The sequence below is a fragment of the Pseudomonas sp. FW305-E2 genome (assembly GCF_058782925.1).
The window spans coordinates 28,634-55,280 of the sequence record NZ_JBYSYE010000040.1; the positions used below are offsets into that span (position 1 = coordinate 28,634).

The window sequence follows — 26,647 nt, forward strand, 5'->3', positions numbered from 1 at the left end:
ACCCCACGTGATCAAACACAAGAAAGCCCAGTGGCCTTGGCATGGGTTGACTGCCCTGGTCCTGGTAGGCCTGGCGCTCAGCCTTTACATGGCCACCTCGATGATTTCCTACGAGTGGCGCTGGAACCGCGTACCGCAGTACTTCGCCTACAAGGCCGAGGAAACACAACGCGCTGCCGGCTACGGCACTGTGCAGGAAATCGTCATCTCCGGTGACAACGCTCGCGTCACGCTGAAGGACGAAAGTGGTGCCGAGCAAGTGCTCGATGTGGCCAAGGACAGCCTGCAACTGAGCCGCGGCGACGATGTTGCCGAAGGCGACCAGATTGGGGTAACCCGCCATTGGGCCGCTGGCCCGCTGGCATGGGGCCTGTGGACCACCTTGTGGATCTCGGTGGTGTCCGGGGCGCTGGGCCTGGTGATCGGCCTGTTCGCCGGATTGTGCCGGTTGTCGAACAACCCGACCCTGCGCGACCTGTCGACCGTGTATGTCGAGCTGGTGCGCGGCACGCCGCTGCTGGTGCAGATCTTCATCTTCTACTTCTTCATCGGCACCGTGCTCAACCTGTCCCGCGAGTTTGCCGGGGTAGCGGCGCTGGCATTGTTTACTGGTGCTTACGTGGCCGAAATCGTCCGTGCAGGCGTGCAGTCGATCGCCAAGGGCCAGAACGAGGCTGCGCGGTCGCTGGGCCTGAACGCTGGCCAGTCGATGCGCCATGTGATCTTGCCGCAGGCGTTCAAGCGCGTGCTTCCGCCCCTGGCCGGCCAGTTCATCAGCCTGGTCAAGGACACCTCGCTGGTGTCGGTGATCGCCATCACCGAACTGACCAAGAGTGGCCGTGAGGCCATCACCACCTCGTTCTCTACCTTCGAGATCTGGTTCTGCGTGGCAGGCCTGTACCTGCTGATCAACCTGCCGCTGTCGCACATTGCCAGCCGGCTCGAGCGGAGGCTTGCGCAAAGTGATTGAAGTCCGTGATTTGCTGAAAGTCTTCGACACCCGTGGCCAGGTGGTAAGGGCTGTGGATAACGTCACCACTCAGGTCGCCAAGGGCGAAGTGGTGGTCGTGCTCGGCCCGTCGGGGTCGGGCAAATCGACGTTCCTGCGCTGCCTAAACGGCCTGGAGCATTTCGACCAAGGCCATGTGGCCATCGATGGCCTGCAACTGGCCGACCCTAAGACCGACATCAATGCCTACCGCCGCGAAGTTGGCATGGTGTTCCAGCACTTCAACCTGTTCCCGCACATGACTGTGCTGGAAAACCTGTGCCTGGCGCAGAAGGTGGTGCGCAAGCGCAACAAGGCTGACCGCGAGGCCAAGGCCCGGGCGCTGCTGGAAAAGGTCGGTATCGCGCAGAAGGCCAACGAATTCCCGTCCCGGCTTTCTGGCGGCCAGCAGCAGCGGGTCGCGATTGCCCGGGCCCTGGCGATGGACCCGAAAGTGATGCTGTTCGACGAGCCTACCTCGGCGCTCGACCCGGAAATGGTCGGTGAGGTGCTGGACGTGATGAAGACCCTGGCCCAGGAAGGCATGACCATGGTTTGTGTCACCCACGAAATGGGCTTCGCCCGCGAAGTGGCTGACCGCGTGCTGTTCTTCGACCACGGCAAACTGCTGGAAGATTCGGCCCCGGCCGCGTTCTTCGCTGCACCGAAAGACCCGCGTGCGCAGGCGTTCCTGCGCCAGGTGCTGTAACCGCGCTGGCTTCTTCGCGGGCAAGCTCGCTCCTGCATGTCCACCACTGCCTTGATGGGGGTGATGTACCTGTGTGAGCGGGCTTGCCCGCGAAGAGGGCGAGGCGAAATCAGAGGCTGAACCGCCCCACCATCCCCCGCAATTGCTGCCCCAGATGCTCCAGTTCTCCACTCGAGGCTGCCGTCTGCTCACTGGCCGCGCTGGTCTGATCCGAAACATCCCGCACATTGATCACACTTCGGTTGATCTGCTCGGCCACCACGCTCTGCTCTTCACTGGCGGTGGCGATCTGTTGGTTCATGCCCTGAATGCTCGATACCGTGTCGGTGATCTGGCTCAGTGCGTGCCCGGCCCTGCGGCTCAGCTCCACGCTCTGTTCGGTCAGGCTCTTGCTGCTGTCCAGCAAGCGGGTCACTTCGTCGGTACCGTTGTGCAGACTGTCGATCAGTTGGCCGATCTCTTCGGTCGCCGTCGACGTGCGCTGTGCCAGGCCACGCACCTCATCGGCCACCACGGCAAAGCCGCGCCCGGCTTCACCAGCCCGTGCCGCTTCGATCGCTGCGTTCAGCGCCAACAGGTTGGTCTGTTCGGACACCGACTTGATCACATCGAGAATGCTGCCAATCCGCTGGCTCTCGCCTGCCAGGTGCTGCATGGCCGCCAGGCAATGGTCCATCTGCCCGGCCAGCTGTTCGATACGGCCGATGGCTTCGGCGACGACCTGGTCACCCACCTGGGCCTGCTGGTCAGCGCTGGTCGCGGCCAGCGAGGCTTGCTCGGCGTTCTGTGCCACTTCCTGCACAGTGGCGCTCATCTGGTTCATGGCAGTCGCCACCTGGTCAGTTTCCTCGCGCTGCTGATTGATGCGCAGCTTGGTGTCTTCGCTACTGGCCGCCAACTGTGTGGCGGCCTGTGACAGCTGGCCGACACCCTGATCAATGCCACCGATCAGCTCGCGCAGGCTCAAGGTCATCTCGCGCATGCTGGTTTGCAGCTGGCCCATTTCGTCGCGACGTTGCACGCTGTCGACCTGGCTCAGGTCACCCTTGGCGATGCGGGCAGCCACGGCCAGTGTCTGGCGCAACGGCTGGGTGATCTGCAAGGTGATCAGCCAGGCGGCCAGCGCCCCTACCACCATGGCCAGCAGCGCCACACTGGTCAGCAGCGACCGGGCGGCCAGGGCCTCACTGTCGCGTTGTTCGACCTTGCGTTTGCCCAGTTCGAGGCTCACCGTTCGCAGCTCGTTGCCCATGTTTTCCATGTTGTTCTGCAACTGCTCCACACGTACGGCGGCGCGGCGGTACTGATCCAGGCTGGTGCGGTATTTGCTCAGCTCGACACCCGGTTGCTCAGTGATGGCGCGTGGCAAGCCCAACGGCGCAAGGCCTTCAAGCAGTTGCGCAAGGCTATTGTCGGCGGCATCCAGGGCGTTATCACCGACTTTGGCAAAATCCTCGACCGGGGCGAAGGTGTAGGCTGGAACCAGGCTTTGCTGGTTGGCACCTTCGACATGTCGGCTGAGGGTATCCATCAGGCCCAGCACACCACTTTGCTGACTGTTGTCAGGCATTTTCAGCAAGGCCTGGGTCTGCAGTTGGTCAATCGCCTCGCTGAGTGCATGCTCCTGTGACTGCAGGGCTTCGCGCAGGGCCACACGGCTGGCGACGCTGCGCTGCAGTTCGCTGAAGGTGTCGCCCAGGCTCTGCAACAATGCCATTTTCTCTGTCAGCAACTGCCGTGACTCATCGACGTTGCTGCGTTGTTGCAGGGTGGTCAGCATGCTGTTGAGCTGGTCGAGGATGTTGCTGATGCGTGCTCTGCTGGCATCGTCGTTGAGCACGCGGTAGGTGATGCGTTCCGCGCGCAGGTCTTTTGTCAGGTCGTTGATCAGGCCTATTTCGCTGAGTTGCTGTGAGCGCACGATGGCACCATCCAGGGCACGCCAGCCGCTGATGGTGGTGGCCAGGGTGAGCAGCAGGACCACGGCGAAGCCGAGGGCCAGCTTGGCGGCGACACTGATGTTGCCGAGCTTGCGGTTGAGGGAGCCAAGCATGGGGAATCTCCGAGCGAGTGAGAGAAAGGATGCAGGCGCATGGCTGGCATCACATCTCTGCCCATCGGCAGTGGAGCTGTAGGACTTGACCTGATAATCAGGTAGGAAAGTTCGCCGCGAACAGTAGGATATATTTCGTCCTGTGCCGTCCTCTTCGCGGGTAAACCCGCTCCTACGACAGCCTATGCATGTGTGTAGGCGCGGGTTTACCCGCGAATACGGTAGTGCCGGCAACGGTGAACGGCGGGTGGAAATTGGCCAGCAGGGCCGGCCCATTCGCGGGTGAACCCGCTCCTACGACGGCCTGTGCATGTGTGTAGGCGCGGGTTTACCCGCGAAGAGGCCCGACCGGGCGACCGCTGGTTCAGATCACAGCCGGAACCGCCCAACCAACCCTTGCAAATGGGTACCCAACCGCGCCAGTTCCACGCTGGAGCTGGCCGTCTCCTCACTCGCCGCCGAGGTCTGGTCGGAAATATCACGCACATTCATCACGCTGCGGTTGATTTCTTCGGCCACCGCCGTCTGCTCCTCGGCCGCTGTGGCAATCTGCTGGTTCATTGCCTGGATCGACGACACCGTGCGGGTGATGGTTTCCAGCGAGCTGCCGGCGCGGCGGGTCAGCTCGACGCTGCTGTCGGTCAGTTGGCGGCTGTTGTCCATCACGCTGGCCACCCGTTGGGTGCCGCTTTGCAGGCCGGCAATCAACTCTTCGATCTCTTCGGTCGACTGCTGTGTGCGCTGGGCCAAGCTGCGTACTTCGTCGGCAACCACGGCAAAGCCACGCCCGGCCTCTCCGGCGCGGGCGGCTTCGATTGCTGCGTTGAGGGCCAGCAGGTTGGTTTGCTGGGCCACCGATTTGATTACGTCGAGTACGCTGCCGATCTTGTCGCTCTCGGTCTTGAGCAGGTTCATCGCTTCGCTGGAGTTGATCACTTCGCTTGCCAGGCGCTCGATCTGTGCCACTGCCTCGCCCACCACGCGATCGCCCTCGCGGGCCTGCTGGTCGGCCATCAAGGCGGCTTCCGAAGCCTGCTCGGCATTGCGTGCCACTTCGTGCACGGTGGCAGTCATCTGGTTCATCGCGGTCGCCACCTGGTCGGTTTCGACCTTTTGGTTGTTGACCCCGGCGCTGGTCTGCTCTGTGACCGCCGACAGCTCCTCGGCAGCGCTGGCGATCTGCGTCACGCCATCGCCAATACCGCCGATCAGTTCACGCAAACCTTGGGTCATACGATGCATGCTGGCCTGCAATTGGCCCAGTTCGTCGCGGCGTTGCACCTGCAGGCTCTGGGTCAGGTCTCCGCTGGCCACACGCTCTGCGGCGCGCAGTGTTTGGCGCAGAGGGATGATGATCTGCCGGGTAATGGCCCAGGCGGCCAGCAGGCCAAGGGCCAGTGCCAGCACGGTGGCAACTGCCAGCAGTGTTTTGGCCTGCGCGGCCGCGGCATCGCGCACCTCAGTTTGCGAGGTGGTCATCATCTGGCTGGCCTGCAGCAGTACCGTGCCTTGTTCAACCATGCGTTGCAGCGCTTGCTCACTGGCAAGCTGGGCATTGCCGAATTGGGTCACCGCATCGCGGTAGCCGCCCATGGCCGTGGCGGCATCATCCAGGCTGGCAGCATGTTCGGCTGGCACTTTGGCCGGCAGTGCACGCAGCTCGGCCAAGGCCTGGTCGATGGCCTTCAGTGCCGTTTGCTGGTAATCGGCATTGCCGCTGTAGGTGTAGCCACGCACCTGGAAACGCGCTTGTTGCAGCAGGGCGCTGACGTCCACCGCGTGCTGGTACTGGTTGATGTTTGCGCCTTGCAGCAGGCTACGCTGTACGCGGCCTATCAACTCCACGGCTTTATCGGCGCTGCTACCCAGTACATCACGGCTGGCTTCGCGACGTTGGTCGGCTTGCTTAAGCTCGTTGAATGCCTGCTGGTAGATGCGCACTGCCTCGCGTTGCTGTTCGAGGCGTTGGCGGTCGGCGGGTTGTTCGATCTGGCCAAGCATCCGCTGCACCTGGCGGTCGAGGTTGCTCAGGGCTTTTTCCAGTTCTGCCAGCGAAGCGTCGTCGCGGCGGCGATCGTAATGCTGGCGGGCGATACGCAATTCCTGGGTGTATTGCTGGATAACAGAGATGTTTCCCAGCTTGTCGCCACGGTCGATGATGCTGTCCATGCCGTGCCAGCCGGTCAGGGTAATCGCCAGGGTAAACAGCAGCACCAGGCCGAAACCCAGCCCCAGTTTGCGATTGACGCTCACATCGCCCAGCGATTGGGCTAACCATTGATACATGTTCGACTCCCCGGCGGCTTGGCAGCACAAATAATTGTATTGTTGCCAAGGCCATCGGCCCGGGAGAGGGAAACTTGATGGGCGGAAAAGTGGTGTTTGTGTCAGAAAATACGCGAAAGCAGCGCGGTGACGGCGGTCTCCACCCGCAAGATGCGATCACCCAGCTGTACCGGCGCCAGGCCTGCCTTGCCCAGCAGGTCGATCTCGTAGGGGATCCAGCCACCCTCGGGGCCAATGGCCAGGGTAACGGTTTGTTCTACGGCGCGCGGACAGGCTGGGTAGGGGCCGGGATGGCCGACCAGGCCCAGGGTGCCGGCGGCGATGGTGGGCAGGCGGTCTTCGACGAAAGGCTTGAAGCGTTTTTCAATGATCACCTCGGGCAACACGGTGTCGCGCGCCTGTTCCAGGCCCAGGATCAGGTTTTCGCGAATGCTCTCGGGCTGCAGAAAAGGTGTTTGCCAGAAGCTTTTCTCGACTTTGTAGCTGTTCAGCAGGATCAGCCGCGGCACGCCTAATGTGGCCACGGTCTGGAACAGCCGTCGCAGCATTTTTGGCCGAGGCACCGCCAGCACCAGGGTCAGCGGCAGCTTGGCCGGTGGCTGCTGGTCGAAGGCCACTTCAAGTTCGGCTTCGTGCCTCTCCAGGCGCAGCACCGTGGCCTTGCCCATCAGGCCATTGATACGGCCCACGCGCAGGTTGTCGCCCACTGCCACGCGGTGGATTTCCTGCATATGGGTGAAGCGCCGATCAGCAAGAACGACACGGTTGGCCGAGACGAAGTCGGCCTCTTCAAGAAGCAGCAGGTTCACGGTTGGGTCGCTGGTGGCTGGTCGTTATGGTCATCGGCGGTTTCGTCGTGGGCGCTGCGCTTTCGGATCAGGCTGCCGCACAGCACGCCGATCTCGAACAGCAGCCACATGGGCACGGCCAGCAGGGTCTGGGAGAAGATGTCCGGTGGGGTGAGGACCATGCCGACCACGAAGCAGCCGATGATCACATAAGGGCGTACTTTCTTCAGGTACTTCACGTCGACCACGCCGATCCACACCAGCAGCACCACCGCCACCGGGATTTCGAAGGCCACGCCAAAGGCGAAGAACAGCGTCATCACGAAGTCGAGGTAGCTTGCGATGTCGGTCATCATCGAAACGCCTTCTGGCGTGGCGCTGGCGAAGAAACCGAAGATCAGCGGGAATACAAGGAAGTAGGCGAATGCCATGCCGGCATAGAACAGGAAGATGCTCGACACCAACAGTGGAATGGCGATGCGCTTTTCATGGCGGTACAGCCCTGGCGCGATAAAACCCCAGATCTGCTGAAGGATGAACGGGATGGCCAGGAACAGCGCCACGATCATGGTCAGCTTGAACGGCGTGAGGAACGGCGAGGCCACATCGGTGGCGATCATCGTTGCGTTGGCCGGCAAGTGCTCGCGCAGCGGCGCGGAAACCAGTGTGTAGATCTGCTGGGCGAAGGAGAACAGCCCGGCAAAGATCAGGAAAATGACGGCAACACAGCGCAGCAGGCGGGTGCGCAGTTCGGTCAGGTGCGAAACCAGCGGCATCGGCTGGTCGTGTTCCGGATTCTCGCTCATGGGGCTCGCGGCGGTTGAGGCGGTTGAGGCGGTTCAGACGGTGCGGCCGGGGCAGCAGGTGCTTCGACCGGCCTGGCTTCGAGCCCGGCAGGTGGCTGCACGCTGGCCGTGGTGACCGGCGGCTTCGCGGGTGGCGTCATTGGGTTGAGGATGCGCTTGGCTTCCTCTTCCATCTGCAGGATGTGCTCGTTATGCAGCTGGCGGCGGATGTCGTCGGCGCCAATTTCGCGCTCCACTTCCATCTTGATGCTGTTGAAGCTGCGCTTGAGCCGGCCGATCCACAGGCCTGCCGTGCGCGCGGCACCCGGCAGGCGCTCGGGACCGAGCACCAGCAGGGCGACCAGGCCGACGAGCAGGAGCTCGCTGAAACTGATGCCGAACATGGGTCAGTCTTTCCGCTGCGGCTCTTGGACCGGGTGGGCCTGGCCTTCGATGGTGTGGCCTTGCTGCGGCTGCGCGGTGCTTTGCACCGGTGGCACAGGTTGGGCAGGCGGCGGAGTCTGCTCGGCCGGCTTGCTCTCTTCTTCGTTCATGGCCTTGCGGAAGCCCTTGATCGACTCGCCCAGGTCGCTGCCGAAGTTCTTCAGCTTCTTGGTGCCGAACACCAGGACCACGACGACCAGCAGGACGATCCAGTGTTTCCAGTCAAAGATACCCATTTCGTACTCCTGAAAATTGTGTGTACAGCATATCGATGCGGCAACCCGGCGCCTGTGGGAGCGGGCGTCCCCGATAAAACATCAGGCAGATGGCTGGCGTGCGGCCTTTTCATCATGCCCGGAAAGCCCGAAGCGGCGTTCCAGCTCATCCAGCACGGCTTGCGGATGCTGGCCCAGCGCACTGAGCATCACCAGGCTATGAAACCACAGGTCGGCGGTTTCGTAGATGACATCGCTGTAATCCTTGCTGATCTGGGCATCCTTGGCAGCAATGATCGTTTCGACCGACTCTTCGCCGAGCTTTTCAAGGATCTTGTTCAGGCCCTTGTGGTACAGGCTGGCCACGTAGGAGCTGTCAGGCGCCGCTTGCTTGCGTTCTTCAAGCACTTCGGCCAGGCGGTTGAGGGTGTCGCTCATGTCAATGTCCTGCGCTGTAGATGGCATCCGGGTCCTTCAGGACCGGGTCGACGATTTTCCACTGGCCGTCTTCATAGACGCGGTAGAAGCAGCTTTCACGACCGGTATGGCAGGCGATATGGCCCAGTTGCTCGACCATCAGGATGATCACATCGGCGTCACAGTCCAGGCGCAACTCATGCAGTTTTTGCACATGCCCGGACTCCTCGCCTTTACGCCACAGCTTGCCACGCGAACGCGACCAGTAGATGGCACGCTGCTCGGCGGCGGTCAGGGCCAGCGATTCACGGTTCATCCAGGCCATCATCAGCACGCGTCCGGTCTTGTGGTCCTGGGCGATCGCCGGTACCAGGCCATCGCTGTTCCACTTGATCTCGTCCAGCCAGTCTTTCATCGTCGACTCCAAAACGGGCCCGCTCCTGTGCCGGGCCCTTTGCGCTAGTGTGCCAGCCACAGGCGCGGCTGGCTATTGGCGCACGATCAGGTAAAGGCCCGCAGCCAGCATCAACCAGGCTGGCCAGGCGGCCGGGGCGGCCAGGCTGGCGGTTTCGGCAGCGCCTGCAGCCAAAACTGCGCCACCGCCAAGCAGGCCGGCGCCCAGCAGGCGCAGCGCCCAGCGGTCGCCCTGGCGGCGCCGTTCCGGCAGTTGTGGATCGTGCAGGTGAGGCTGCGACAGGCGCTCGAGCAGGTCGCGGGTCATGCCGGCCAGGTGCGGCAGTTGCTCTACCTGGCTGTGCAGGTTGCCGAACACGGCCTTGGGGCTATAGCGGTCGCGCATCCAGCGTTCGAGGTACGGCTTGGCGGTGCTCCACAGGTCCAGGTCGGGGTACAGCTGTCGGCCCAGGCCTTCGATGTTGAGCAGGGTTTTCTGCAGCAATACCAACTGTGGCTGCACTTCCATGTTGAAGCGCCGTGCGGTCTGGAACAGGCGCATCAGCACCTGGCCGAAGGAAATATCTTTTAACGGTTTTTCAAAGATCGGCTCGCACACGGTGCGAATCGCTGCTTCGAACTCGTTGACCTTGGTGTTTGCCGGCACCCAACCCGAGTCGATGTGCAACTGGGCGACGCGGCGGTAGTCACGCTTGAAGAAGGCAAACAGGTTGCGCGCCAGGTAGTCCTGGTCCTCGGCGGTGAGGCTGCCGACGATGCCGCAGTCGATGGCAATGTACTGTGGGCTCCACGGTTTGACCGTGCTGACGAAGATGTTGCCAGGGTGCATGTCGGCATGGAAGAAGCTGTCGCGGAACACCTGGGTGAAGAACACTTCCACGCCGCGCTCGGCCAGCAGCTTCATGTCGGTGCGCTGGTCGGCCAAGGTGGCCATGTCGGTCACCGGTACGCCGTAGATGCGCTCCATCACCAGCACCTTGGGGCGGCACAGGTCCCAGTACACCTGGGGCACGTACATCAGCTCGGAGTCTTCGAAGTTGCGCCGCAGCTGGCTGGCGTTGGCAGCCTCGCGCAGCAGGTCGAGCTCGTCGTAGATGGTTTTTTCGTAGTCGCCGACGATTTCCACCGGGTGCAGGCGACGGGCATCCGCCGAGGCGCGTTCGGCGGCCTTGGCGATCAGGAACAGCCAGGCCAGGTCCTGGGCGATGACCGGCTTCAGGCCCGGGCGCACCACCTTGACCACCACCTCTTCGCCGGTTTTCAGGCGTGCGGCGTGCACCTGGGCCACCGAGGCCGAGGCCAGAGGCTCGACGTCGAAACGGCTGAACACCTCGCCGACCTTTGCACCGAGCTGTTCCTCGATCAAGGCCACGGCTTTTTTCGGGTCGAACGGTGGCACACGGTCCTGCAACAGCATCAGCTCGTCGGCGATGTCGGGGGGCAGCAGGTCGCGGCGGGTGGACAGCAGCTGGCCGAACTTGATGAAGATCGGCCCCAGGTCCTGCAGTGCCAGGCGCAGGCGCGCGCCACGGCTGAGTTCGGTGGGCTTGCGTGGCAGCCAGCGCCACGGCATCAACAGGCGCAGGCTGGCCAGCCACCAGGGCAGCAAGGGCTGGTCGAACAGCAGGTCATCGAGGCGGTAGCGGATCACCACACGCTGGATGCGAAAAAGACGTCGGACGGCGAGCAGCTTCATGCGTTATCGCTGGTATCAAGGGATCGGGAGAGGCGCTTGAGGCGCGCTTCGAGGCGTTCTGTATCAAGCTTCAAGGCATCGAGCTCGCTGAAGGCGGCTTCGGCTTCGCGCTTGCCGACCAGGGTACGGGATTCTTCGGCCAGGTATTCGGACAGGTTCTGGCTGAAACGTGCCAGGCCTTGGCGAGTCCAGCGAGCGCGCAGGCGGATGTGGCCGGCCAGCATTGCCGTGGCGACCGGGCCAAGCCAGCGTTGCAGCTCGTGCTCCCAGTCCAGCTCCAGGTCCTGCAGCACACCGAAGAGGTCGAGCAATACGGCGCTGTCGCCGTGCAGCTCGACCTGCGGGCTGTGCAGTACAGCGGTCTTGTCCTTGACCAAGGCCAGTTGCGCCAGGCTACCGGCGGGGGCGCGCAGGCGGCAGTCGACCTCGCCCTCCCAATGGGCGGCGAGCATCAGGCCTTCTTCATCGGGCAGGATAAACACCTGCAGGGCCGGTTGGCGGCAGTCGATCTCGATGACTTTGCCTTCCAGCGCGGCCAGCCGCGGCAGGGCCGTGCTGTCCAGGCGCAGGACGCGGTTCAGGCCATGTTCGACGCTGGCGAGCAGCCCGGCCAGCAACATCAGGGCTTGATTCCCCGGTGCACGGCAACGATGCCGCTGGTCATGTTGTGGTAGGTGACGCGGTCGAAACCAGCCTCGACCATCATGCTCTTCAGGGTTTCCTGGTCAGGGTGCATGCGGATCGACTCGGCGAGGTAACGGTAGCTCTCGGCGTCATTGGTGATCAGCTTGCCAGCCAGCGGCATGAAGGCGAACGAGTAGGCGTCGTAGGCCTTGGACATCAGCTTGTTGGTCGGCTTGGAGAACTCCAGGATCAACAGGCGGCCACCGGGCTTGAGTACGCGCAGCATCGAACGGATGGCGGCGTCCTTGTGGGTAACGTTGCGCAGGCCGAAAGCGATGGTCACGCAGTCGAAGTGGTTGTCCGGGAACGGCAGCTTTTCAGCGTCGGCCTGGACGAACTCGATGTTGCCGGCTACGCCACGGTCAAGCAGGCGGTCACGGCCAACCTTGAGCATCGAATCGTTGATGTCGGCCAGCACCACTTGCCCGGTCGGCCCGACAAGACGCGAGAACTTGGCCGCCAGATCACCGGTACCGCCGGCGATGTCCAGCACGCGGTTACCGCTGCGCACGCCCGACAGCTCGATGGTAAAGCGCTTCCACAGGCGGTGCATGCCGCCGGAAAGCACGTCGTTCATCAGGTCGTACTTGGCTGCTACCGAGTGGAACACTTCGGCGACTTTCTTCGCCTTCTGGCTTTCAGGCACGTCCTGGTAGCCGAAATGGGTGGTGGGTTCGGCGTGGTCGCCTTTGCGCTGGTCGTTCATATCGCTTCACCGGAAAAAATTACCGACATTCTAGGGCGAACGGGCGGATTTGTCTTGGCGGGGTGTGCCAGTGGGCAGGGGCGGGCATAATGCTCATTATGTCTACATCTTCAGGAACGCCCGCATGACCCAGATCAGCGTCGAACGCAAACACTCCCTCGGCCGTGATGCCGCCCGCGCCAAGGCCGAAGCGCTGGTCGACAAGCTCAGCCGCGAGTACGACCTCAAGGCCACCTGGAACGGTGACCGCGTGGACGTTGCGCGCAGTGGCGCCAATGGCAGTGTGCACATTGGCGACGACAGCATCCGCGTCGAGTTGAAGCTGGGCATGATGCTGTCGATGATGAGCGGCACCATCAAGGGTGAGATCGAGCGGGCGCTGGACAAGGCCCTGGCCTGAGCCGGCGCCGCTGTCTGGCTACTGCGGCGCGTCCGCCGGGAAAGGAATGATGCCAATCACCTGCTCCAGGCGCAGATCGCCGCGGTAGATCGCGATGCGCTCGCGTGCGTCTGCGGCCTGCTCGAGCATGGCCTTGCGGCCCCTTACACCTGCATCCCAGAACTTGAGGTGGCCCTTGACGAAGTCATGCCCTCTCGCTTCGAGGCTGGAATAATGAAAGTGCGCCTCCCACAGTAGCCGCTGTGGCGCTTGCACATCGCGAATCTCGTAGACGTCGAGGTAATCATTGGCGTGACGTAGCTGCCGGCGAATCACGGTCTGCCTGACACGAATCCGCTTCTGCTCAGCCAGGAAACGAAGGGCCTTGCCGTCGGGATGGCGGGTGTTCAGATACGCGTCGGTGAGCAGCCGAAGCCTTTCGTGATGGACGCGGTCTACGGCTGCCCGAAGGAGGTCGACCAAGCTGGAATCCAGTGGGTTGTTCAGCTCGGTCAGTTGCTGCTGAACTTCGCGCATGTCACCGGCCGGCCATTCCAGGAAGTCGCTCAGGCTGTTGGGCTCATCGGCATAGTGAGCGGCGAAGGCGATTTTTCCATCCACCTCTGCCAGCAGGCGGTTTGCTCGCTGGCGAAGCTGTGCTCGGTCGCGCGGGGCCGGCCGTGCTTGCTCAGGCACGGCATGCCACACCCCGTCGCGTTGAGCGAAGCTGCCCGCAGGCTCCTGGTTGAATGCACTGCGCTGGATGGCCCGATTGCCCATTTGGTCGATTTCCACTAGCAACGGTCGACCTCGGTCGACACGGATGACCCGGCGCCTGATCGTTGCCGGGCGATGGTAGGGCGCTGGCGAGGGGGGACTGATGCCGCTGTCGAGGTTGGTCAAGCTCGCGCTCAGTTGCTGCTCCGTGATCTGGGTGATCGTGGACAGTTCGCGTATGTATTCGTCCAGCACGTCAGCCACCAGCGCAGGGGAGTCCAACGTCTTCATGTATTGGGCGCGGTCCAGCACGGTACGGTATTTCTGAAGGATATCCTCAAGCAGTTCGGCTTTGACCTGGGCCGTCTCTTCGGTGGCTGCCAGGCCGTCGTGGCTCCATACCGTGCGGCTGAATTCGATGCCGCTGAGCGGTGCGCGCATTGCAAGCAAATGCTCGGCCGTGTCCGCAGAGAGCCGAGACTTGTCCACGGCGAGGTAGGCCAGGTCACTGAGCAGTTGGGCCCGAATGACCAGCGTCGAATACGTCCTGCGTTGAATGGTCTGAGCGAGTTTCGTGGCTTTATTGGCAAAATCGATCTTGGGGTCCTGCAGTGTTTCCGCCAGGATCCGATCCAGCCGCTGGCTGACGACAAGCAGGCGGCGGCTGGCCTGGCAGGAATCGCGTACCCGTTCACGATGATCGAGGTATTGCTGAATCTGCTCGGCTGTCTCTGGAAAGCGGGGCAGCCCGATGGCCTGTGCGCTCAGTGCCTGATGGTCGACCTGCTCCAGCAGGCGGCGGCACAGCAGCATGTCGTTTTCGATGGCTGCACCGTACCAATTGCCGTATCGCCGTCGGTTCGGGGCTCGGGTGTCGAATTTGCTGAACCGTGGTTCAGCCATCTCCTTGAATACTTCGATGTTTCCATGCAGCAGCGTGCTCTGCCGTTCCAGGTAGAGCGCGGATGCCCGGATTTCCGGCAAATGGCGCAGGCGTTGGGCTTTGAGTGCCTGCCTCTGAAGCTGCAATGCTGGCGGCGGTGAAGCGCGCTCCTGTGCAGGCAGTGCGTCGATAGCCATGCTGTACTCCTGAGCGAGGTCGTCATAAGCCTGCAGTTGCACTTGGCTGCGTTCCATAAGTGGCGCCATCTGATTAAGCATTTGTTGATTCGCCGTGGCGGTTGCGCTCAACGTGTCGAACCGTTGGCGGTTTTCAGCGTTGATGGTGTGCCTGTCCTTTGGCATGCCGCCAAAGAGGCTCACGTTCAAAGTCCATTGTTCATGCCAGCGCGTAAGCCATGGCCCTTTTTGCCGTTCACGACCTACGATGTGATAACCGTCCGGGTCGCCATTCCATTGCGACACCCATTCGCTGCTGCTCGGCTCGGGCCCGATGATCTGCATGCCGTTCCAGGTCTCGATGACCTCATAGGCGTCATCGCCGAGCTTGACGTAGTACCGGCCGGCGATGCTGTACAGGCCCCGCAGACGGCCCTTAGCCAGTGGCAGGTGCCCTTCCAGCGGCTGCAAAGCCTGCAATTGGGCCATTGACTGACGCACCTGGGGCGACAGCTTGCTCAGGCTCTGCTCCTCACGCCAGGCATTTACCCGCATGATCCTGGGCTGCGGCGGCTCGACGGGGGCCTGCCAGGGTTTCTCCTGTGGCTGCTCGACCGCTGGCGGCGGGGAATCTTCCTTCGGCGCAGGGCCTGAAAAACGGAGCGTAGCGGGCTCTTCGCTGTTGGTGGGTGGCGTTGCAGGGCGGTGGGCAAGGAGCAAGGCCAGGTTGGTGATCAGGTCTATGGCTGCGACGATCTTGTTGTCACCGCTGCGCTTGATCAGCGCCTCCACGTCTTCCTTGGCTGCCGACAGCGCCACCACCAGCCACACCAGCGTGGTCATCGGGCCATGCCAAAGTTGGGTGACGGTATTGAAGATCGCCCACGCAGCCTCCTTCACCAAAGCCCGCACTTCTTGAGCATTGGAGACGCTGTTGCTGGCTGAGGCCAATAACATGGTCTCGATACGCGCGTTGAACAGGTAGGTGTCCAGATCTTCCGTCCACGCCTGGAACGAGACCTGGACCGGGCGTCTGAGGCGTTGCAAAAGGCCGTCCAGTAGCTCGACCGGCACATTGAGCAGGTGCGTCAGCGCTTTAATGTTCGGGTGCAAGTGCGGGTGCTTGAACCCGTCGTTCTGGTAAATCGGGCGCGCGTCATCGTCGAGCCAGGCCAATACGCTCTCTTGCAGTTCGCCCCTGCTGCGGATTGCGTCCATTAGCAATTCGAGGGTCGGAAATTCCTGCAACGCTCTGCCGGCATAGAATGGGCGGTACAAGACCCAGGTGCCGCTTGCCGGTATTTCGATAATGAACATCCCGTGCGCCACATCGCTTGCCGAAGCGCCAGGTGCGCAAAGAAACGCCAGGGGGGCGATGCGCAGAAGGTCCACGCCATTGGACATGCCCTGGCAGAACCTGAGAATTGCCTGGCTTGCCGTTTCGCCAAGCTGTTGCTCGATCTTGGCCTTCAGGGTGCTGAACCGAAGGGCGTAACGCCATTCCCTGGCATGCTGTCGGATTCGCTCGGCCCTGCGCGGTTGGGTGTTGACTTGGTCCTTCAGGTAGGAGGGGTAGTGACCGCCGATGTCGACCTGATGAATCAGGCCCCTGATCTGGTCGATGCTCAGCCAGTCGGTGACAGGCGAGCCGTCCTCGAAATTCATCCCGCTCATCACCTCGCCAGCCTCCAGCCGCAGGCGTGAAACTGCCAAGTCGGTCAGGGGCACCGTGCGCAAGAACAGTGACTGCCCTTGTGTGCCGGCGCCGATGATGGCCTGGGAAATGCGGATGTGCACCTCGTTCGGATCGTGCACCGCCTTGTCTGGGTAGCTGGTCTGCAGGGTCTCACGCAAGCGGCGAGCGGCGTAATCACGGATATCCTCGACATCGCCCAGCGATGTGCGACCCTTCGACCGACCTTGGTTCGCCGCCAGATCGAGCAGTGCAGTGTGATAGGCATAGCGGTCCTCAGCGCTGGCATTGAGCAGCCATCGCGGCGGACTGACGGCGGGTGCAGTTCGTTCCTGCGAAGGCAGGTCGAGGAAGTAAGCTGACGGGTCGCTCACCTGGCGCAGTTGTCGCTCCAACTCGTCGACGGTTGCCAGGCCAGCAAGACGCAGGCGTCCGATGTCGTCAAGGATATCGTTCAGCAGCTGCCTGGCCTGGAAGGCGAAAGGCCGTCCGATCACCGGCGTGTGCGCCCAGGACAATGCCTCGAAGCGATAGCGTTGCGCTAGCTGCCGTTGCAGCGCAGTGGCAAAGCTGGGCAGGTCAACATGGCGACGAACCGAACCGCAGGGCTTGCATTGCAGAACCAGGTTGCGGTTGCCGCTTGTGGTGATGAGCAACAGATCCGGTAGGGTAACGGTGTGTGCCCCGCCATCCGTTCCGAGCGTGACTTGTATCGCCTCGACAGCCAGGCTGTCGTGTACCCCGTCGAGCAGGGCGTACATTGCAGCTTTTGCATCATCTGCCAGACCTTGGCGAGGGAGGTTCTCGAGCAATGCAGCCTTGATGGTGTGCTCCAGCCAGAGCATGCGCGAGACTTGGCTGTCTTCGTCGAGCCCGTTCCAGAAGCCGATCTGGGCTTGCTGGAAGGCGGGTATCAACGCGCCAAGCACTGTATCGAAGTCATCGTTGAGCTTCGACAGGTCCGGCATGATTTCGGGTTGGCGGAGGTTGTCCTGGCTTTGCTCCTGAATTTGAAACACATGGGGAGGGCTGATGCTCAGCCTGTCTGCGGCGCCCAGTTGCACACGTTCCTTGGCCAGAAAATGCTTGAGAAGCTCGTCCACCAGCCCGCTCTGACGTGAGAGGTCATCGGTGCTGGCCGGTGCATGCAGGATGACGAAAGGATCGAGCGATGTGATGTGAGGGTGGTTGCGGTGCACCCATGGATACCGGTCGCTGAAAACCTGGAATGCTTCTTTTGATAAAACGTCCCGCAGGCTGGGTCGTTTGGAGAAACAGGCTGCCACGCGTTGCTTGAACGTCAGCCTGGGTGGGTTTGCTACAGCAGTCATGGCGTCGATGTCCGTGAGGTGAGGCCTGCGACGCTAGCGCTATGGTGAACGGGGCTTGCGGTATATAGATGCGACAACGAAGACCTTAGGGTGAGGTTTCTAATTTTCTTCCCTACCTTATGCACAAGCCCAGCCTCCATGGGCGGTTTTCCACCACTCATGAGCATGAGGTACACAGCATGGCCAAAGTGATTGCGAAGAAAAAAGACGAAGCCCTGGACACGCTTGGCGAGGTGCGCGGCTATGCGCGCAAGATCTGGCTGGCCGGTATCGGCGCCTACGCCCGCGTCGGTCAGGAAGGCGCTGACTACTTCAAAGAGCTGGTCAGGGCGGGTGAAGGTGTCGAGAAGCGCGGCAAGAAGCGCATCGATAAAGAACTCGATGCCGCCAACCATCAGCTCGACGAAGTCGGTGAAGAAGTGAGCCGCGTACGCGGCAAGGTAGAAATTCAACTCGACAAGATCGAAAAAGCTTTCGACGCACGGGTCGGTCGCGCCTTGAATCGCCTGGGTATTCCGTCTAAACATGACGTTGAGGCGTTGTCGATCAAGCTTGAACAGTTGCATGAGCTGCTTGAGCGCGTCGCGCACAAACCATAAGGAGAGCAGGATGGCTGGCAAGAAGAACACCGAAAAAGAAAGCAGCTCCTGGGTCGGCGGGATCGAGAAATACTCCCGCAAGATCTGGCTGGCGGGGCTGGGTATCTATTCGAAGATCGACCAGGACGGCCCGAAGCTGTTCGACTCGCTGGTGAAGGATGGCGAGAAGGCCGAGAAGCAGGCGAAAAAGACGGCTGAAGATGTTGCCGAGACTGCCAAGTCTTCGACCACTTCGCGGGTGACGGGCGTGAAGGACCGTGCGCTGGGCAAGTGGAGCGAACTTGAAGAAGCCTTCGACAAGCGCCTTAACAGCGCCATCTCGCGCCTGGGTGTGCCGAGCCGCAACGAGATCAAGGCACTGCACCAGCAGGTGGATAGCCTGACCAAGCAGATTGAGAAGCTGACCGGTGCTTCGGTTACGCCGATTTCGTCGCGCACTGCAGCAACCAAGCCGGCTGCGAGCAAGGCTGCGGCCAAGCCACTGGCCAAGGCAGCAGCCAAGCCTGCGGCGAAAACGGCGGCGGCCAAACCTGCTGCTAAAACCGCAGCGGCAAAACCCGCAGCCAAAACCGCAGCGGCAAAACCTGCAGCCAAGCCTGCAGCAGCCAAGCCTGCGGCGAAGCCGGCAGCGGCCAAGAAACCTGCGGTGAAGAAGGCGCCGGCCAAACCGGCAGCCGCCAAGCCGGCGGCCCCAGCGGCCAGCGCTGCGCCTGCTGCGACCACTGCACCGGCACCTGCCGCTACCCCGGCCAGCAGCACGCCATCGGCACCTACCGGCACCGGTACCCTGATCTGATACCGCGTCGCCTTCTTCGCGGGTAAACCCGCTCCCACAAGATGCGCCAAACCTTGTAGGAGCGGGTTTACCCGCGAATGCGTCGGCTGCAACACCACATCTCCAGCAGGCCTACCCCTCCAGGTACTTCACTGCCAGCTGCTCCGCCGCCGCCCGGGCCTGGGCCTGCAGATGCGGCGCCACCAGCATCATCACCTGATACACCACGATCCCCACATCCCCCTCGCGCCCCAGCACACGCTGATAATCCAGCGAGAACATCAGCGTCAGTGTGATCTGCTCAACCAGTTGCCCCAGCGCCTGGGTATCACTCTCCACCAGCCCCTGGCGCTTCAGGCTGGCCAACAGCGCCGCCAGCGTGCGTTTGATTGCATTGATCAGGCTGCGCATGCCTCGGGCGAGCTTGGGCAGGCGCCCGGTCAGGTTGGACAGATCCTGGAACAGGAAGCGGTACTGAGCCATGCGCTCGACGATCAAGTGCAGAAACAGCCAGTAGTCCTCTGCGTCCAGGCGCACCTCCAGCGGCGGGTCCAGCAACGGCATCAACGCTTCTTCAAAACGCTCGAACAAGCCCAGTACCAAGGGCTCCTTGCCATGGAAGTGGTAGTACAGGTTGCCTGGGCTGATGCCGAGTTCGTTGGCAATTTCCAGGGTGGATACGTTGGGTTCGCCCTGCTGGTTGAACAACTGCAGGGCGCATTCAAGGATACGGTCGCGGGTTTTCATCCAGTCAGCAGCTCATCGGGTCAGCACGTAGGTGCCTGGCGCGGGGCCTAGCGGTGGGTAAGTGGCGTTGCCCAGTTCAGTGCGCGGTGCCTTGAGCAGGCCGGAGCGTGCGGTGATCCACTCCAGCCACAACGGCCACCAGCTGCCTTCACTGCGCTTGGCGTCGTGGAACCAGGCGCGTGGGTCGCTGCTCAGCTTGGGGTTGGCCAGGTAGTAGGCCTTGGGGTTGCCTGGCGGGTTGATGATGCTCTGGATATGCCCGCTGTTGGCCAGCACGAAGCGCCGTTCGCCACCCAGCAGCAAGGCCGAGCGGTACACCGCGTCCCATGGCGTGATGTGGTCGTTGCTGCCGGCCACGGTAAAGCTGTCGATATTGACCTGCTGCAGGTCAATCGGGGTACCGCACACCTCCAGCCCGGACGCGTAGGTCAAGGGGTTGAGCTTGAAAAACTCCAGCAGGTCGCCATGCAGCGCGGCGGGCAGGCGCGTGCTGTCGGCATTCCAGTACAGGATGTCGAACGCCGGCGGTGTCTTGCCGAGCAGGTAGTTGTTGACCCAGTAGTTCCAGATCAGGTCGTTGGGCCGCATCCAGGCGAAGATCCGCGCCACTTCGCCACCGTCCAGCACGCCGCGCTGATAAGAGCGGCGCTTGGCCGCTTCGATGGTCTGCTCATCGGCGAACAGGCTGGCCGGGCTTTCGAACTTGCTGTCCAGCAAGCTGACCAGGTAGGTGGCACTGCGTACCCGGCGCAATTGCTGCTTGGCTTGCAGGTGGCCTTGCAGTGCGGCCATGGTCAGGCCACCGGCACAGGCGCCCATCAGGTTGGGGTCGCGGTTGCCGCTGATACTGCGGCAGGCATTAAGCGCTTCCTCCAGGGCTTGCACGTAGCTGGAAAGGCCCCATTCACGGTGGCGTGGGTCGGGGTTGCGCCAGCTGACCATGAACACCTGCAAGCCGCTTTTGAGCATGTACTGGACAAAGCTGTTGGTAGCGCTGAGGTCGAAGATGTAGAACTTGTTGATCTGAGGCGGCACGACCAGCAGTGGGCGTGCGTGCTGCTTTTCGCTCATCGGCGAGTACTGGATCAGCTCCAGCAGCTCGTTGCGAAATACCACTGCGCCAGGGGTCGCCGCCAGGTTGGCGCCTACTTCGAAGGCGCGCTCGTCCACCTGACGCGGCAGCCCATCGTTGTGACGCAGGTCGTCGAGCAGGTGGGCCACGCCGCGCACCAGGCTCTGGCCGCCGGTGTTGAACAGCTCCTTGACCGCCAGCGGATTGAGCAGTGAGTTGCTGGGCGCCAGCGCATCGTTGATCAGGTTGAACAGGAAGTGGGCGCGGGCTCGATCATCGTCGTTTAAATGGCTTTCATCGATCCACTGGCGTGTCTGCTTCTGCCAGGCCAGATAGGCCTGCAGGCCGCGGCGGTAGAACGGGTTCTGGCTCCAGGTCGGGTCACTGAAGCGTGCGTCACGCGGGTTCGGCTGGTAGGGCGTGTCCCCCAGCATCACCCGCCCCAACTGCCCGCCAAGCGCCAGCAGATGATGCGCGGTATGCAGCGGGTGGCGCAGGCCGTGGCGGCCGACGTTGCGCAGCGTGGAAAGCAGGTCGCGGCCGCGCAGGCCGAGGATGGCGTTCTGCACGTTCATGCGGGTGGCGGGGAGCGTTGTCGATCCTTTGGCCGGTTTGTCTTTCATGGCAACACTCCCTCGTCTGATCCATTTCCCCTGTCAGGCCGCAGCTGTTTCACCCCCCCGAGGCCGGACGGGGATGCATGACCGCACGCTGACGTTCTTCCTGCAGGAACTTCATGATGATCGGGGCGACGGCTTCGGCACGGGTGATCAGGAACAGATGGCCGTCGTCGATAATGTGTAGCTGGGCATTGGGAATCCGCCAGGCCAGCAGGCGCATGTTGATCAGCGGGATCAGCGGGTCGTCGTCACCGGCCAGTACCAGGGTGGGCTGCTGGATCTTGTGCAGCCAGTGGATGCTGGTCCAGCCCAGCCCTGCGAACAGCTGCCAGTAGTAGCCCAGCTTGCCGCCGGAGCGCACCTTGGCGGCATGGTGCATGGCCAGGTCGGGGTCACGTCGGAAGCCGCCGCCATAGATCATCGGTGCAATGCGGATGACATGCGACGGCTGCACGTAACGCCGGGGGCTGGCCATCATCCACAGCACCTTGGGCTTGCCTGGCACCATTACCGCACCGGCAGCGGTGGCGGCCAGCACCAGTTTCTTGCAGCGCTCGGGGTAATCGTGAGCAAACTGCTGGGCCAGGGCGCCGCCCCAGGACACGCCGATGACGTTGACCTGGCCGTAGTCGAGGTAGTCGAGCATGCGTGCGGTCAGCTTGGCCAGCCCAGGGAAGCGATACGGGTGGCGTGGTGTGGACGAGCCGCCGACCCCAGGCACATCGAAGGCGATGACTTCCAGGTCCGGGTCAAGTGCATCGATGAACGGGAACACCAGCTCGAGGTTGGCGCCGATGCCGTTGAAGATCAGCAACGGCGTCAGGTGCGGTTTGCCAGGGCGAACAGCGGTGCGGATGGACTGGTGGTCCAGCTCGACGGTCCTGAAAATATAGGGTTGCGGCATGCACGTGACTCTTGGGTGAAGTAAACACCGTGGCGCCCCGCAGGCCGCCACGGCGCTGTAACTCAACGCTCGTGAACGTAGGTGCCTGGGGAGGCTTCGCCGGCGGCGTAGGCACGGTTGCCCAGGCGGGTCGGTGCCTTTTTCAGCGCGCCGGCACGCTCGCCCAGCCAACTTTGCCAGTGCAACCACCAGGAGTCTGCATGCTTGGTGGCGTTTTCCTGCCAGGCCACCGGGTCCCCCGGGCGGTCGGCACCGGTCATGAAACGTGCCTTCGGGTTGCCCGGCGGGTTGAGGATGCTCTGGATATGCCCGCTGTTGGACAGTACGAATTCGATCTTGCCACCGAACAGATGTGCCGAGCGGTAGCATGACGGCCATGGGGTGATGTGGTCGTTGGTGCCGGCGAGGCTGTAGATGTCGCATTTGACCTGTTTCAGGTCGATCGCGGTGCCACACACTTCCAGGGCATCGGGGCGGGTCAGCGGGTTGCTCTTGAACATTTCGATCAGGTCGCCGTGGAAGGCGGCCGGCAGGCGCGTGGTGTCGTTGTTCCAGAACAGGATGTCGAACACGGGGGGCTCATTGCCCAGCAGGTAGTTGTTAACCCAGTAATTCCAGATCAGGTCGTTGGGGCGCATCCAGGCGAACACCTTGGCCATTTCGCTGCCTTCCAGCACGCCCGCCTGATAAGAGTGGCGCTTGGCGGCCTCCAAGGTCTGCTCGTCGACAAACAATGCAACCTGGTTGTCCATGGTGGTGTCCAGCACGCTGACCAGCAGGGTCAGGGCGTTGACCTTGTTCTCGCCAATGGCGGCATAGTGGCCCACCAGTGCGGTACAGGTGATGCCGCCGGAGCAGGCACCGAGCATGTTCAAGTCTTTGCTGCCGGTAATCGCCAGTACCGCGTCGACGGCTTCTTTCAGCGCATCGATGTAGGTGGACAGGCCCCACTCGCGCTGGGCCTTTGTCGGGTTGCGCCAGCTGATGATGAAGGTCTGCTGCTGCGAGCGCAGGCAGAAGCGCGCCAGGCTCTTTTCCGGGCTGAGGTCGAACACGTAGAACTTGTTGATCTGCGGTGGCACCACCAGCAGCGGGCGGGCATGCACCTGCTCGGTGATGGGGCTGTACTGGATCAGTTCCAGCACATCGTTGCGGTACACCACCGCGCCTTCGCTGGTGCCCAGGTTCTTGCCCACTTCGAAGGCATCCATGTTCACCTGGCTGGGCATGCCGCCGTTATTGACCATGTCCTTGGCCAAGTTGGACAGGCCATCGAGCAGGCTCTTGCCGCCGGTTTCGAAGAAGCGTTTGACCGCAGCCGGGTTGGACAGGGTATTGGTCGGCGCCATGGCCTCGGTCATCAGGTTGATGACGAACTGGCCGCGGCTGATGTCCTGGGGGGACAGGTCGCTGCTGCTGACCCAGTCCTGCAGCTCCTTGCGCCAGGCCAGGTAGGTTTGCAGGTAGCGGCGGTACAGCGGGTTGTTGCTCCAGGCCGGGTCATTGAAGCGACGGTCGTCGCTGTCCGGGGCCAGGCTGGATTTGCCCAGCAACACGTTCTTCAGCTCCAGGCCAAAGTGAGCCACATGCTTGGCGCTGTGCAGCGGTTGGCGCACGGCCTGGCGCAGCACGGTGCGTGCCGAGCTCAACAGGTCCTTGCGGCGGATGCCGATGACCGGGTTCAGCCCCAGGGTGTTTTCCGAGGCCTGCCGCTGCAGCTCATCGTTGTTCTTGTTACTCATCTACGACGCTCCGTTGTCCTGAGACGAGTACCGGTTGCTGTGGTGGGTGCACAGCCCTGAGCCCGGTACTGCTACTCGGGTGACCAGTGATAAGGAACAGCGGTGCTGCGTGGGTGCTGACGACCTGCAAAGTGATGCAGGGAACTTGCCACACCCATTGGTTACCCGACTTTCGTGTAATGCGCAAGACAGCCCTTCACTGGGCTGTCTGCAAGTCATTCAAACAGATGAATTTAGAAAATGCGCTCTAAACCCCTCAGGCCTTGCGCTAGAGCATGAGCTTGACCACAGATTCGGCTGGGTCGCGGGATTTGCCGGCCTTGTGCAACTCGTCGAGGTATTCCGCCCACAGTTGTTCCTGGCGCAGGCACAGTTGCTCAAGGTATTCCCAGGTGAACAAGCCGCTGTCATGGCCGTCGTCGAAGGTCAGTTTCAGTGCATATTGGCCGGCAGGTTCCAGGCCACTGAGGCCGACGTTGATCTTGCCGAACTGCAGGATGGGGTTGCCGTGGCCCTGGACCTCGGCGGAGGGAGAGTGCACGCGCAGGAACTCGGCGGGCAGGTGGTAGACCTCGCCGGGCGCGTAGGTGAGGCTGAGGGTTTTGGAGGCTTTGTGCAGGTTGATGGCGGTAGGCAGGCGGGCCATGGGCAGAATCTCTCGGGAGCTGATGAAGCACAGCTTCCAGCTTATGGGGGAGGGATTCAAGGGCCTCTTCGCGGGCAAGCCCGCCCCTGCACGGATCACCACAGGCCCAAGGGATGGGGTGACATGTGCAGGAGCGGGCTTGCCCGCGAAACTGTCGAAAACGGTCTTACAGGATGTAACGCGACAGGTCTTCGTTCTGTGCCAGCTCACCCAGGTGGCTGTTCACATACGCCGCGTCGATCTGGATCGGCGCTTCGTCATGGGTGCTGGCCAGGTCGCCCGCACTGAACGACACCTCTTCGAGCAAACGCTCGAGCAGGGTGTGCAGGCGGCGGGCACCGATGTTTTCGGTCTTCTCGTTGACCTGGTAGGCAATCTCGGCCAGGCGCTTGATGCCGTCGGCGAGGAACTCGATGTTCAGGCCTTCGGTCTTCAGCAATGCCTGGTACTGCTCGGTCAGCGACGCGTGCGGCTCCTGCAGGATACGCTCGAAGTCTTCCGGGGTCAGTGCCTTCAGCTCGACACGAATCGGCAGGCGGCCTTGCAGCTCGGGCACCAGGTCGCTCGGCTTGCTCAGGTGGAATGCACCCGAGGCAATGAACAGAATGTGATCGGTCTTGACCATGCCCAGCTTGGTGTTGACGGTGCAGCCTTCGATCAGCGGCAGCAGGTCGCGCTGCACGCCTTCACGGGACACATCGGCGCCGCCAACGTTGCCGCGCTTGGCAACCTTGTCGATTTCGTCGATGAACACGATGCCGTGCTGTTCGACCGCTTCCAGGGCCTTCGCCTTGAGTTCTTCCTCGTTGACCAGGCGGCTCGCTTCTTCATCGCGAACCATCTTCAGCGCTTCTTTCACCTTCAGCTTGCGCGCTTTGCGCTTGCCCTTGCCCATGTTGGCAAACAGGCTCTGCAGCTGGTTGGTCATTTCTTCCATGCCGGGCGGCGCAGCAATTTCGACACCGACGGCATCGGCCACTTCAATCTCGATTTCCTTGTCGTCCAGCTGGCCTTCGCGCAGGCGCTTGCGGAACAGCTGGCGGGTGTTGGAGTCGCTGCTGGTCTGCGCGGCTTCTTCGCTGAAGCTGGTGACGCGTGCCTGGGGCAGCAGGGCGTCGAGGATGCGGTCTTCGGCGGCGTCTTCAGCGCGGTGGCGCACGCGGATGATCTCCTGCTCGCGCAGCATCTTCAACGCGGCATCGGCCAGGTCACGGATGATCGACTCGACGTCGCGGCCCACGTAGCCCACTTCGGTGAACTTGGTGGCTTCGACCTTGAGGAACGGCGCGTTGGCCAGTTTGGCCAGCCGGCGGGCGATTTCGGTCTTGCCGACGCCGGTAGGGCCGATCATCAGGATGTTCTTGGGGGTGACTTCGGCACGCAGCTCGGCAGGGAGCTGCATGCGCCGCCAGCGGTTGCGCAGGGCAATGGCCACGGCGCGCTTGGCGTCGTCCTGGCCGATGATGTGGCGGTTGAGTTCGTGGACGATCTCGCGGGGGGTCATGGACATGATCAATACGGTCCTTGGGCAGGTGAGTCAGCGTGGAAAAGCCCCTTCACCGGGAAGGGGCGCCAGAACAGCTGAATCAGTCGGCCAGGTCCTGCTCCTCGATGGTCAGGTTGTGGTTGGTGAACACGCAGATGTCGCCGGCGATGTTCAGGGCGGTCTCGGCGATTTCGCGGGCCGAGAGGTCGGTCTTGTTCAGCAGGGCACGGGCTGCGGCCTGGGCATAGGCGCCGCCGGAACCCATGGCGATCAGGCCATCTTCGGGTTCGACCACGTCACCGTTGCCGGTGATGATCAGGGATGCATCCTTGTTGGCCACGGCCAGCATGGCTTCCAGGCGGCTCAGTGAGCGGTCGGTACGCCATTCCTTGGCCAGCTCGACGGCGGCGCGTACCAGGTGGCCCTGGTGTTTTTCCAGCTGACCTTCAAAGCGCTCGAACAGGGTAAAGGCGTCGGCAGTGGCGCCGGCGAAGCCCGCGATGACCTGGCCGTGGTACAGGCGGCGCACCTTCTTGGCGTTGCCTTTCATCACGGTGTTGCCAAGGGATACCTGGCCGTCGCCGCCCATGACGACTTTGCCGTTACGGCGGACAGAAACGATTGTGGTCAAGGGGAGAGTCTCCACGCAGCGGGGCGAAAGTGCCTGATGCAGACTCATATGGGGGTGGGGG

24 protein-coding genes and 2 pseudogenes are annotated in these 26,647 nt (G+C 62.3%); 5 read left to right on the forward strand and 21 right to left on the reverse strand.

Features of this window, described 5'->3' with window-relative positions; all coding sequences use genetic code 11:
- Nucleotides 1-7: 7 nt before the first annotated feature.
- Both AC3WLP_RS22615 and AC3WLP_RS22620 read left to right on the forward strand, forming a co-directional pair.
- A complete protein-coding gene (locus AC3WLP_RS22615) occupies nt 8-970 on the forward strand; it encodes an amino acid ABC transporter permease (protein ID WP_003249268.1) in 963 nt (320 codons plus the stop codon).
- Nucleotides 963-1,697 (forward strand): amino acid ABC transporter ATP-binding protein, encoded by a 735-nt coding sequence (locus AC3WLP_RS22620; protein WP_003249271.1) that lies wholly within the window; start codon nt 963-965, stop codon nt 1,695-1,697. Before AC3WLP_RS22615 ends, AC3WLP_RS22620 begins: the two co-directional genes overlap by 8 nt.
- Nucleotides 1,698-1,806: 109 nt before the next feature.
- Here AC3WLP_RS22620 and AC3WLP_RS22625 read toward each other — a convergent pair whose 3' ends face one another.
- The 13 genes and pseudogenes from AC3WLP_RS22625 to ubiE form a co-directional block, all read right to left on the reverse strand.
- Nucleotides 1,807-2,679 carry a methyl-accepting chemotaxis protein gene (locus AC3WLP_RS22625; protein WP_370626949.1) on the reverse strand — a complete coding sequence of 291 codons (873 nt, stop codon included), beginning with the start codon at nt 2,677-2,679 and terminating at the stop codon, nt 1,807-1,809.
- Nucleotides 2,662-4,026: pseudogene (locus AC3WLP_RS22630) on the reverse strand (methyl-accepting chemotaxis protein); the annotation flags it as partial. The gene AC3WLP_RS22625 and the pseudogene AC3WLP_RS22630, both read right to left, overlap by 18 nt.
- A 93-nt stretch (nt 4,027-4,119) precedes the next feature.
- Nucleotides 4,120-4,992, reverse strand: coding sequence for a methyl-accepting chemotaxis protein (locus tag AC3WLP_RS22635; RefSeq protein ID WP_371920361.1), 873 nt, complete (start codon nt 4,990-4,992; stop codon nt 4,120-4,122).
- Nucleotides 4,975-6,036: pseudogene (locus AC3WLP_RS22640) on the reverse strand (methyl-accepting chemotaxis protein); the annotation flags it as partial. The gene AC3WLP_RS22635 and the pseudogene AC3WLP_RS22640, both read right to left, overlap by 18 nt.
- Before the next feature lie 101 nt (nt 6,037-6,137).
- Nucleotides 6,138-6,845 carry a 16S rRNA (uracil(1498)-N(3))-methyltransferase gene (locus tag AC3WLP_RS22645; RefSeq protein ID WP_088512557.1) on the reverse strand — a complete coding sequence of 236 codons (708 nt, stop codon included), beginning with the start codon at nt 6,843-6,845 and terminating at the stop codon, nt 6,138-6,140.
- A complete protein-coding gene (tatC, locus tag AC3WLP_RS22650) occupies nt 6,842-7,630 on the reverse strand; it encodes a twin-arginine translocase subunit TatC (protein WP_003249278.1) in 789 nt (262 codons plus the stop codon). Before tatC ends, AC3WLP_RS22645 begins: the two co-directional genes overlap by 4 nt.
- Nucleotides 7,627-8,013 (reverse strand): Sec-independent protein translocase protein TatB, encoded by a 387-nt coding sequence (tatB, locus tag AC3WLP_RS22655; RefSeq protein WP_014754683.1) that lies wholly within the window; start codon nt 8,011-8,013, stop codon nt 7,627-7,629. The genes tatC and tatB overlap by 4 nt, the downstream gene beginning before the upstream one ends.
- A gap of 3 nt (nt 8,014-8,016) precedes the next feature.
- On the reverse strand, nt 8,017-8,289 hold the full coding sequence (locus AC3WLP_RS22660) for a twin-arginine translocase TatA/TatE family subunit (protein WP_088512556.1): 273 nt from the start codon (nt 8,287-8,289) through the stop codon (nt 8,017-8,019).
- Between the two features lie 81 nt (nt 8,290-8,370).
- Nucleotides 8,371-8,706: a phosphoribosyl-ATP diphosphatase gene (locus tag AC3WLP_RS22665; protein ID WP_003249283.1), complete on the reverse strand. Its 336-nt coding sequence runs from the start codon at nt 8,704-8,706 to the stop codon at nt 8,371-8,373.
- 1 nt (nt 8,707) lies between these two features.
- Entirely contained in the window at nt 8,708-9,100 is a 393-nt protein-coding gene (gene hisI / locus AC3WLP_RS22670) for a phosphoribosyl-AMP cyclohydrolase (RefSeq protein ID WP_003249284.1), read from the reverse strand.
- Between the two features lie 72 nt (nt 9,101-9,172).
- The gene (gene ubiB / locus AC3WLP_RS22675) at nt 9,173-10,795 is read right to left on the reverse strand and encodes a ubiquinone biosynthesis regulatory protein kinase UbiB (RefSeq protein ID WP_004576731.1); all 1,623 of its coding nucleotides are present in this window, start codon (nt 10,793-10,795) and stop codon (nt 9,173-9,175) included.
- Nucleotides 10,792-11,415 (reverse strand): ubiquinone biosynthesis accessory factor UbiJ, encoded by a 624-nt coding sequence (locus AC3WLP_RS22680; RefSeq protein ID WP_003249286.1) that lies wholly within the window; start codon nt 11,413-11,415, stop codon nt 10,792-10,794. Before AC3WLP_RS22680 ends, ubiB begins: the two co-directional genes overlap by 4 nt.
- Nucleotides 11,415-12,185 carry a bifunctional demethylmenaquinone methyltransferase/2-methoxy-6-polyprenyl-1,4-benzoquinol methylase UbiE gene (ubiE, locus tag AC3WLP_RS22685; protein ID WP_004576729.1) on the reverse strand — a complete coding sequence of 257 codons (771 nt, stop codon included), beginning with the start codon at nt 12,183-12,185 and terminating at the stop codon, nt 11,415-11,417. The genes AC3WLP_RS22680 and ubiE overlap by 1 nt, the downstream gene beginning before the upstream one ends.
- 124 nt (nt 12,186-12,309) lie before the next feature.
- On the opposite strand from ubiE, the gene AC3WLP_RS22690 reads away from it, so the two are divergent.
- Nucleotides 12,310-12,585, forward strand: a complete 276-nt coding sequence (locus AC3WLP_RS22690; RefSeq protein WP_003249289.1) for a polyhydroxyalkanoic acid system family protein — start codon at nt 12,310-12,312, stop codon at nt 12,583-12,585.
- A gap of 18 nt (nt 12,586-12,603) precedes the next feature.
- Here the strand turns inward: AC3WLP_RS22690 and AC3WLP_RS22695 are convergent, their stop codons facing one another.
- The gene (locus AC3WLP_RS22695; protein ID WP_219732901.1) at nt 12,604-17,364 is read right to left on the reverse strand and encodes a DUF6543 domain-containing protein; all 4,761 of its coding nucleotides are present in this window, start codon (nt 17,362-17,364) and stop codon (nt 12,604-12,606) included.
- 179 nt (nt 17,365-17,543) lie between these two features.
- Here AC3WLP_RS22695 and AC3WLP_RS22700 point away from each other — a divergent pair, with 179 nt between their 5' ends.
- Nucleotides 17,544-17,963, forward strand: coding sequence for a phasin family protein (locus AC3WLP_RS22700; RefSeq protein WP_010955571.1), 420 nt, complete (start codon nt 17,544-17,546; stop codon nt 17,961-17,963).
- A 10-nt stretch (nt 17,964-17,973) separates the two neighbouring features.
- Nucleotides 17,974-18,759, forward strand: coding sequence for a phasin family protein (locus tag AC3WLP_RS22705; RefSeq protein WP_088512554.1), 786 nt, complete (start codon nt 17,974-17,976; stop codon nt 18,757-18,759).
- A 111-nt stretch (nt 18,760-18,870) separates the two neighbouring features.
- On the opposite strand, the gene AC3WLP_RS22710 is transcribed toward AC3WLP_RS22705, so the two are convergent.
- From AC3WLP_RS22710 to hslV, 7 genes are all read right to left on the reverse strand, one after another.
- Nucleotides 18,871-19,485 carry a TetR/AcrR family transcriptional regulator gene (locus AC3WLP_RS22710; protein ID WP_012053918.1) on the reverse strand — a complete coding sequence of 205 codons (615 nt, stop codon included), beginning with the start codon at nt 19,483-19,485 and terminating at the stop codon, nt 18,871-18,873.
- A gap of 12 nt (nt 19,486-19,497) precedes the next feature.
- Entirely contained in the window at nt 19,498-21,180 is a 1,683-nt protein-coding gene (phaC, locus tag AC3WLP_RS22715; RefSeq protein WP_004576726.1) for a class II poly(R)-hydroxyalkanoic acid synthase, read from the reverse strand.
- Between the two features lie 49 nt (nt 21,181-21,229).
- Nucleotides 21,230-22,081 (reverse strand): poly(3-hydroxyalkanoate) depolymerase, encoded by an 852-nt coding sequence (gene phaZ, locus AC3WLP_RS22720; protein ID WP_003249302.1) that lies wholly within the window; start codon nt 22,079-22,081, stop codon nt 21,230-21,232.
- A gap of 62 nt (nt 22,082-22,143) precedes the next feature.
- On the reverse strand, nt 22,144-23,823 hold the full coding sequence (gene phaC, locus AC3WLP_RS22725) for a class II poly(R)-hydroxyalkanoic acid synthase (protein WP_004576724.1): 1,680 nt from the start codon (nt 23,821-23,823) through the stop codon (nt 22,144-22,146).
- Nucleotides 23,824-24,091: 268 nt separating this feature from the next.
- The gene (locus tag AC3WLP_RS22730; RefSeq protein WP_003249306.1) at nt 24,092-24,469 is read right to left on the reverse strand and encodes a gamma-butyrobetaine hydroxylase family protein; all 378 of its coding nucleotides are present in this window, start codon (nt 24,467-24,469) and stop codon (nt 24,092-24,094) included.
- A 166-nt stretch (nt 24,470-24,635) separates the two neighbouring features.
- The gene (gene hslU / locus AC3WLP_RS22735) at nt 24,636-25,979 is read right to left on the reverse strand and encodes an ATP-dependent protease ATPase subunit HslU (RefSeq protein WP_003249308.1); all 1,344 of its coding nucleotides are present in this window, start codon (nt 25,977-25,979) and stop codon (nt 24,636-24,638) included.
- Nucleotides 25,980-26,055: 76 nt separating this feature from the next.
- The gene (hslV, locus tag AC3WLP_RS22740) at nt 26,056-26,586 is read right to left on the reverse strand and encodes an ATP-dependent protease subunit HslV (protein ID WP_003249309.1); all 531 of its coding nucleotides are present in this window, start codon (nt 26,584-26,586) and stop codon (nt 26,056-26,058) included.
- Between the last annotated feature and the right edge of the window lie 61 nt (nt 26,587-26,647).

Coding starts and splice junctions, on each gene's coding strand:
- AC3WLP_RS22690 (WP_003249289.1), top strand. CDS start 12,310: ATGACCCAGATCAGCGTCGAACGCAAACACTCCCTCGGCCGTGATGCC.
- phaC (WP_004576726.1), bottom strand. CDS start 21,180: ATGAAAGACAAACCGGCCAAAGGATCGACAACGCTCCCCGCCACCCGC.
- AC3WLP_RS22660 (WP_088512556.1), bottom strand. CDS start 8,289: ATGGGTATCTTTGACTGGAAACACTGGATCGTCCTGCTGGTCGTCGTG.
- AC3WLP_RS22635 (WP_371920361.1), bottom strand. CDS start 4,992: ATGCATCGTATGACCCAAGGTTTGCGTGAACTGATCGGCGGTATTGGC.
- AC3WLP_RS22700 (WP_010955571.1), top strand. CDS start 17,544: ATGGCCAAAGTGATTGCGAAGAAAAAAGACGAAGCCCTGGACACGCTT.
- tatB (WP_014754683.1), bottom strand. CDS start 8,013: ATGTTCGGCATCAGTTTCAGCGAGCTCCTGCTCGTCGGCCTGGTCGCC.
- tatC (WP_003249278.1), bottom strand. CDS start 7,630: ATGAGCGAGAATCCGGAACACGACCAGCCGATGCCGCTGGTTTCGCAC.
- phaC (WP_004576724.1), bottom strand. CDS start 23,823: ATGAGTAACAAGAACAACGATGAGCTGCAGCGGCAGGCCTCGGAAAAC.
- hisI (WP_003249284.1), bottom strand. CDS start 9,100: ATGAAAGACTGGCTGGACGAGATCAAGTGGAACAGCGATGGCCTGGTA.
- AC3WLP_RS22695 (WP_219732901.1), bottom strand. CDS start 17,364: ATGACTGCTGTAGCAAACCCACCCAGGCTGACGTTCAAGCAACGCGTG.
- AC3WLP_RS22680 (WP_003249286.1), bottom strand. CDS start 11,415: ATGTTGCTGGCCGGGCTGCTCGCCAGCGTCGAACATGGCCTGAACCGC.
- AC3WLP_RS22730 (WP_003249306.1), bottom strand. CDS start 24,469: ATGGCCCGCCTGCCTACCGCCATCAACCTGCACAAAGCCTCCAAAACC.
- AC3WLP_RS22705 (WP_088512554.1), top strand. CDS start 17,974: ATGGCTGGCAAGAAGAACACCGAAAAAGAAAGCAGCTCCTGGGTCGGC.
- hslU (WP_003249308.1), bottom strand. CDS start 25,979: ATGTCCATGACCCCCCGCGAGATCGTCCACGAACTCAACCGCCACATC.
- ubiB (WP_004576731.1), bottom strand. CDS start 10,795: ATGAAGCTGCTCGCCGTCCGACGTCTTTTTCGCATCCAGCGTGTGGTG.
- phaZ (WP_003249302.1), bottom strand. CDS start 22,081: ATGCCGCAACCCTATATTTTCAGGACCGTCGAGCTGGACCACCAGTCC.
- ubiE (WP_004576729.1), bottom strand. CDS start 12,185: ATGAACGACCAGCGCAAAGGCGACCACGCCGAACCCACCACCCATTTC.
- AC3WLP_RS22710 (WP_012053918.1), bottom strand. CDS start 19,485: ATGAAAACCCGCGACCGTATCCTTGAATGCGCCCTGCAGTTGTTCAAC.
- AC3WLP_RS22625 (WP_370626949.1), bottom strand. CDS start 2,679: ATGCGCGAGATGACCTTGAGCCTGCGCGAGCTGATCGGTGGCATTGAT.
- AC3WLP_RS22665 (WP_003249283.1), bottom strand. CDS start 8,706: ATGAGCGACACCCTCAACCGCCTGGCCGAAGTGCTTGAAGAACGCAAG.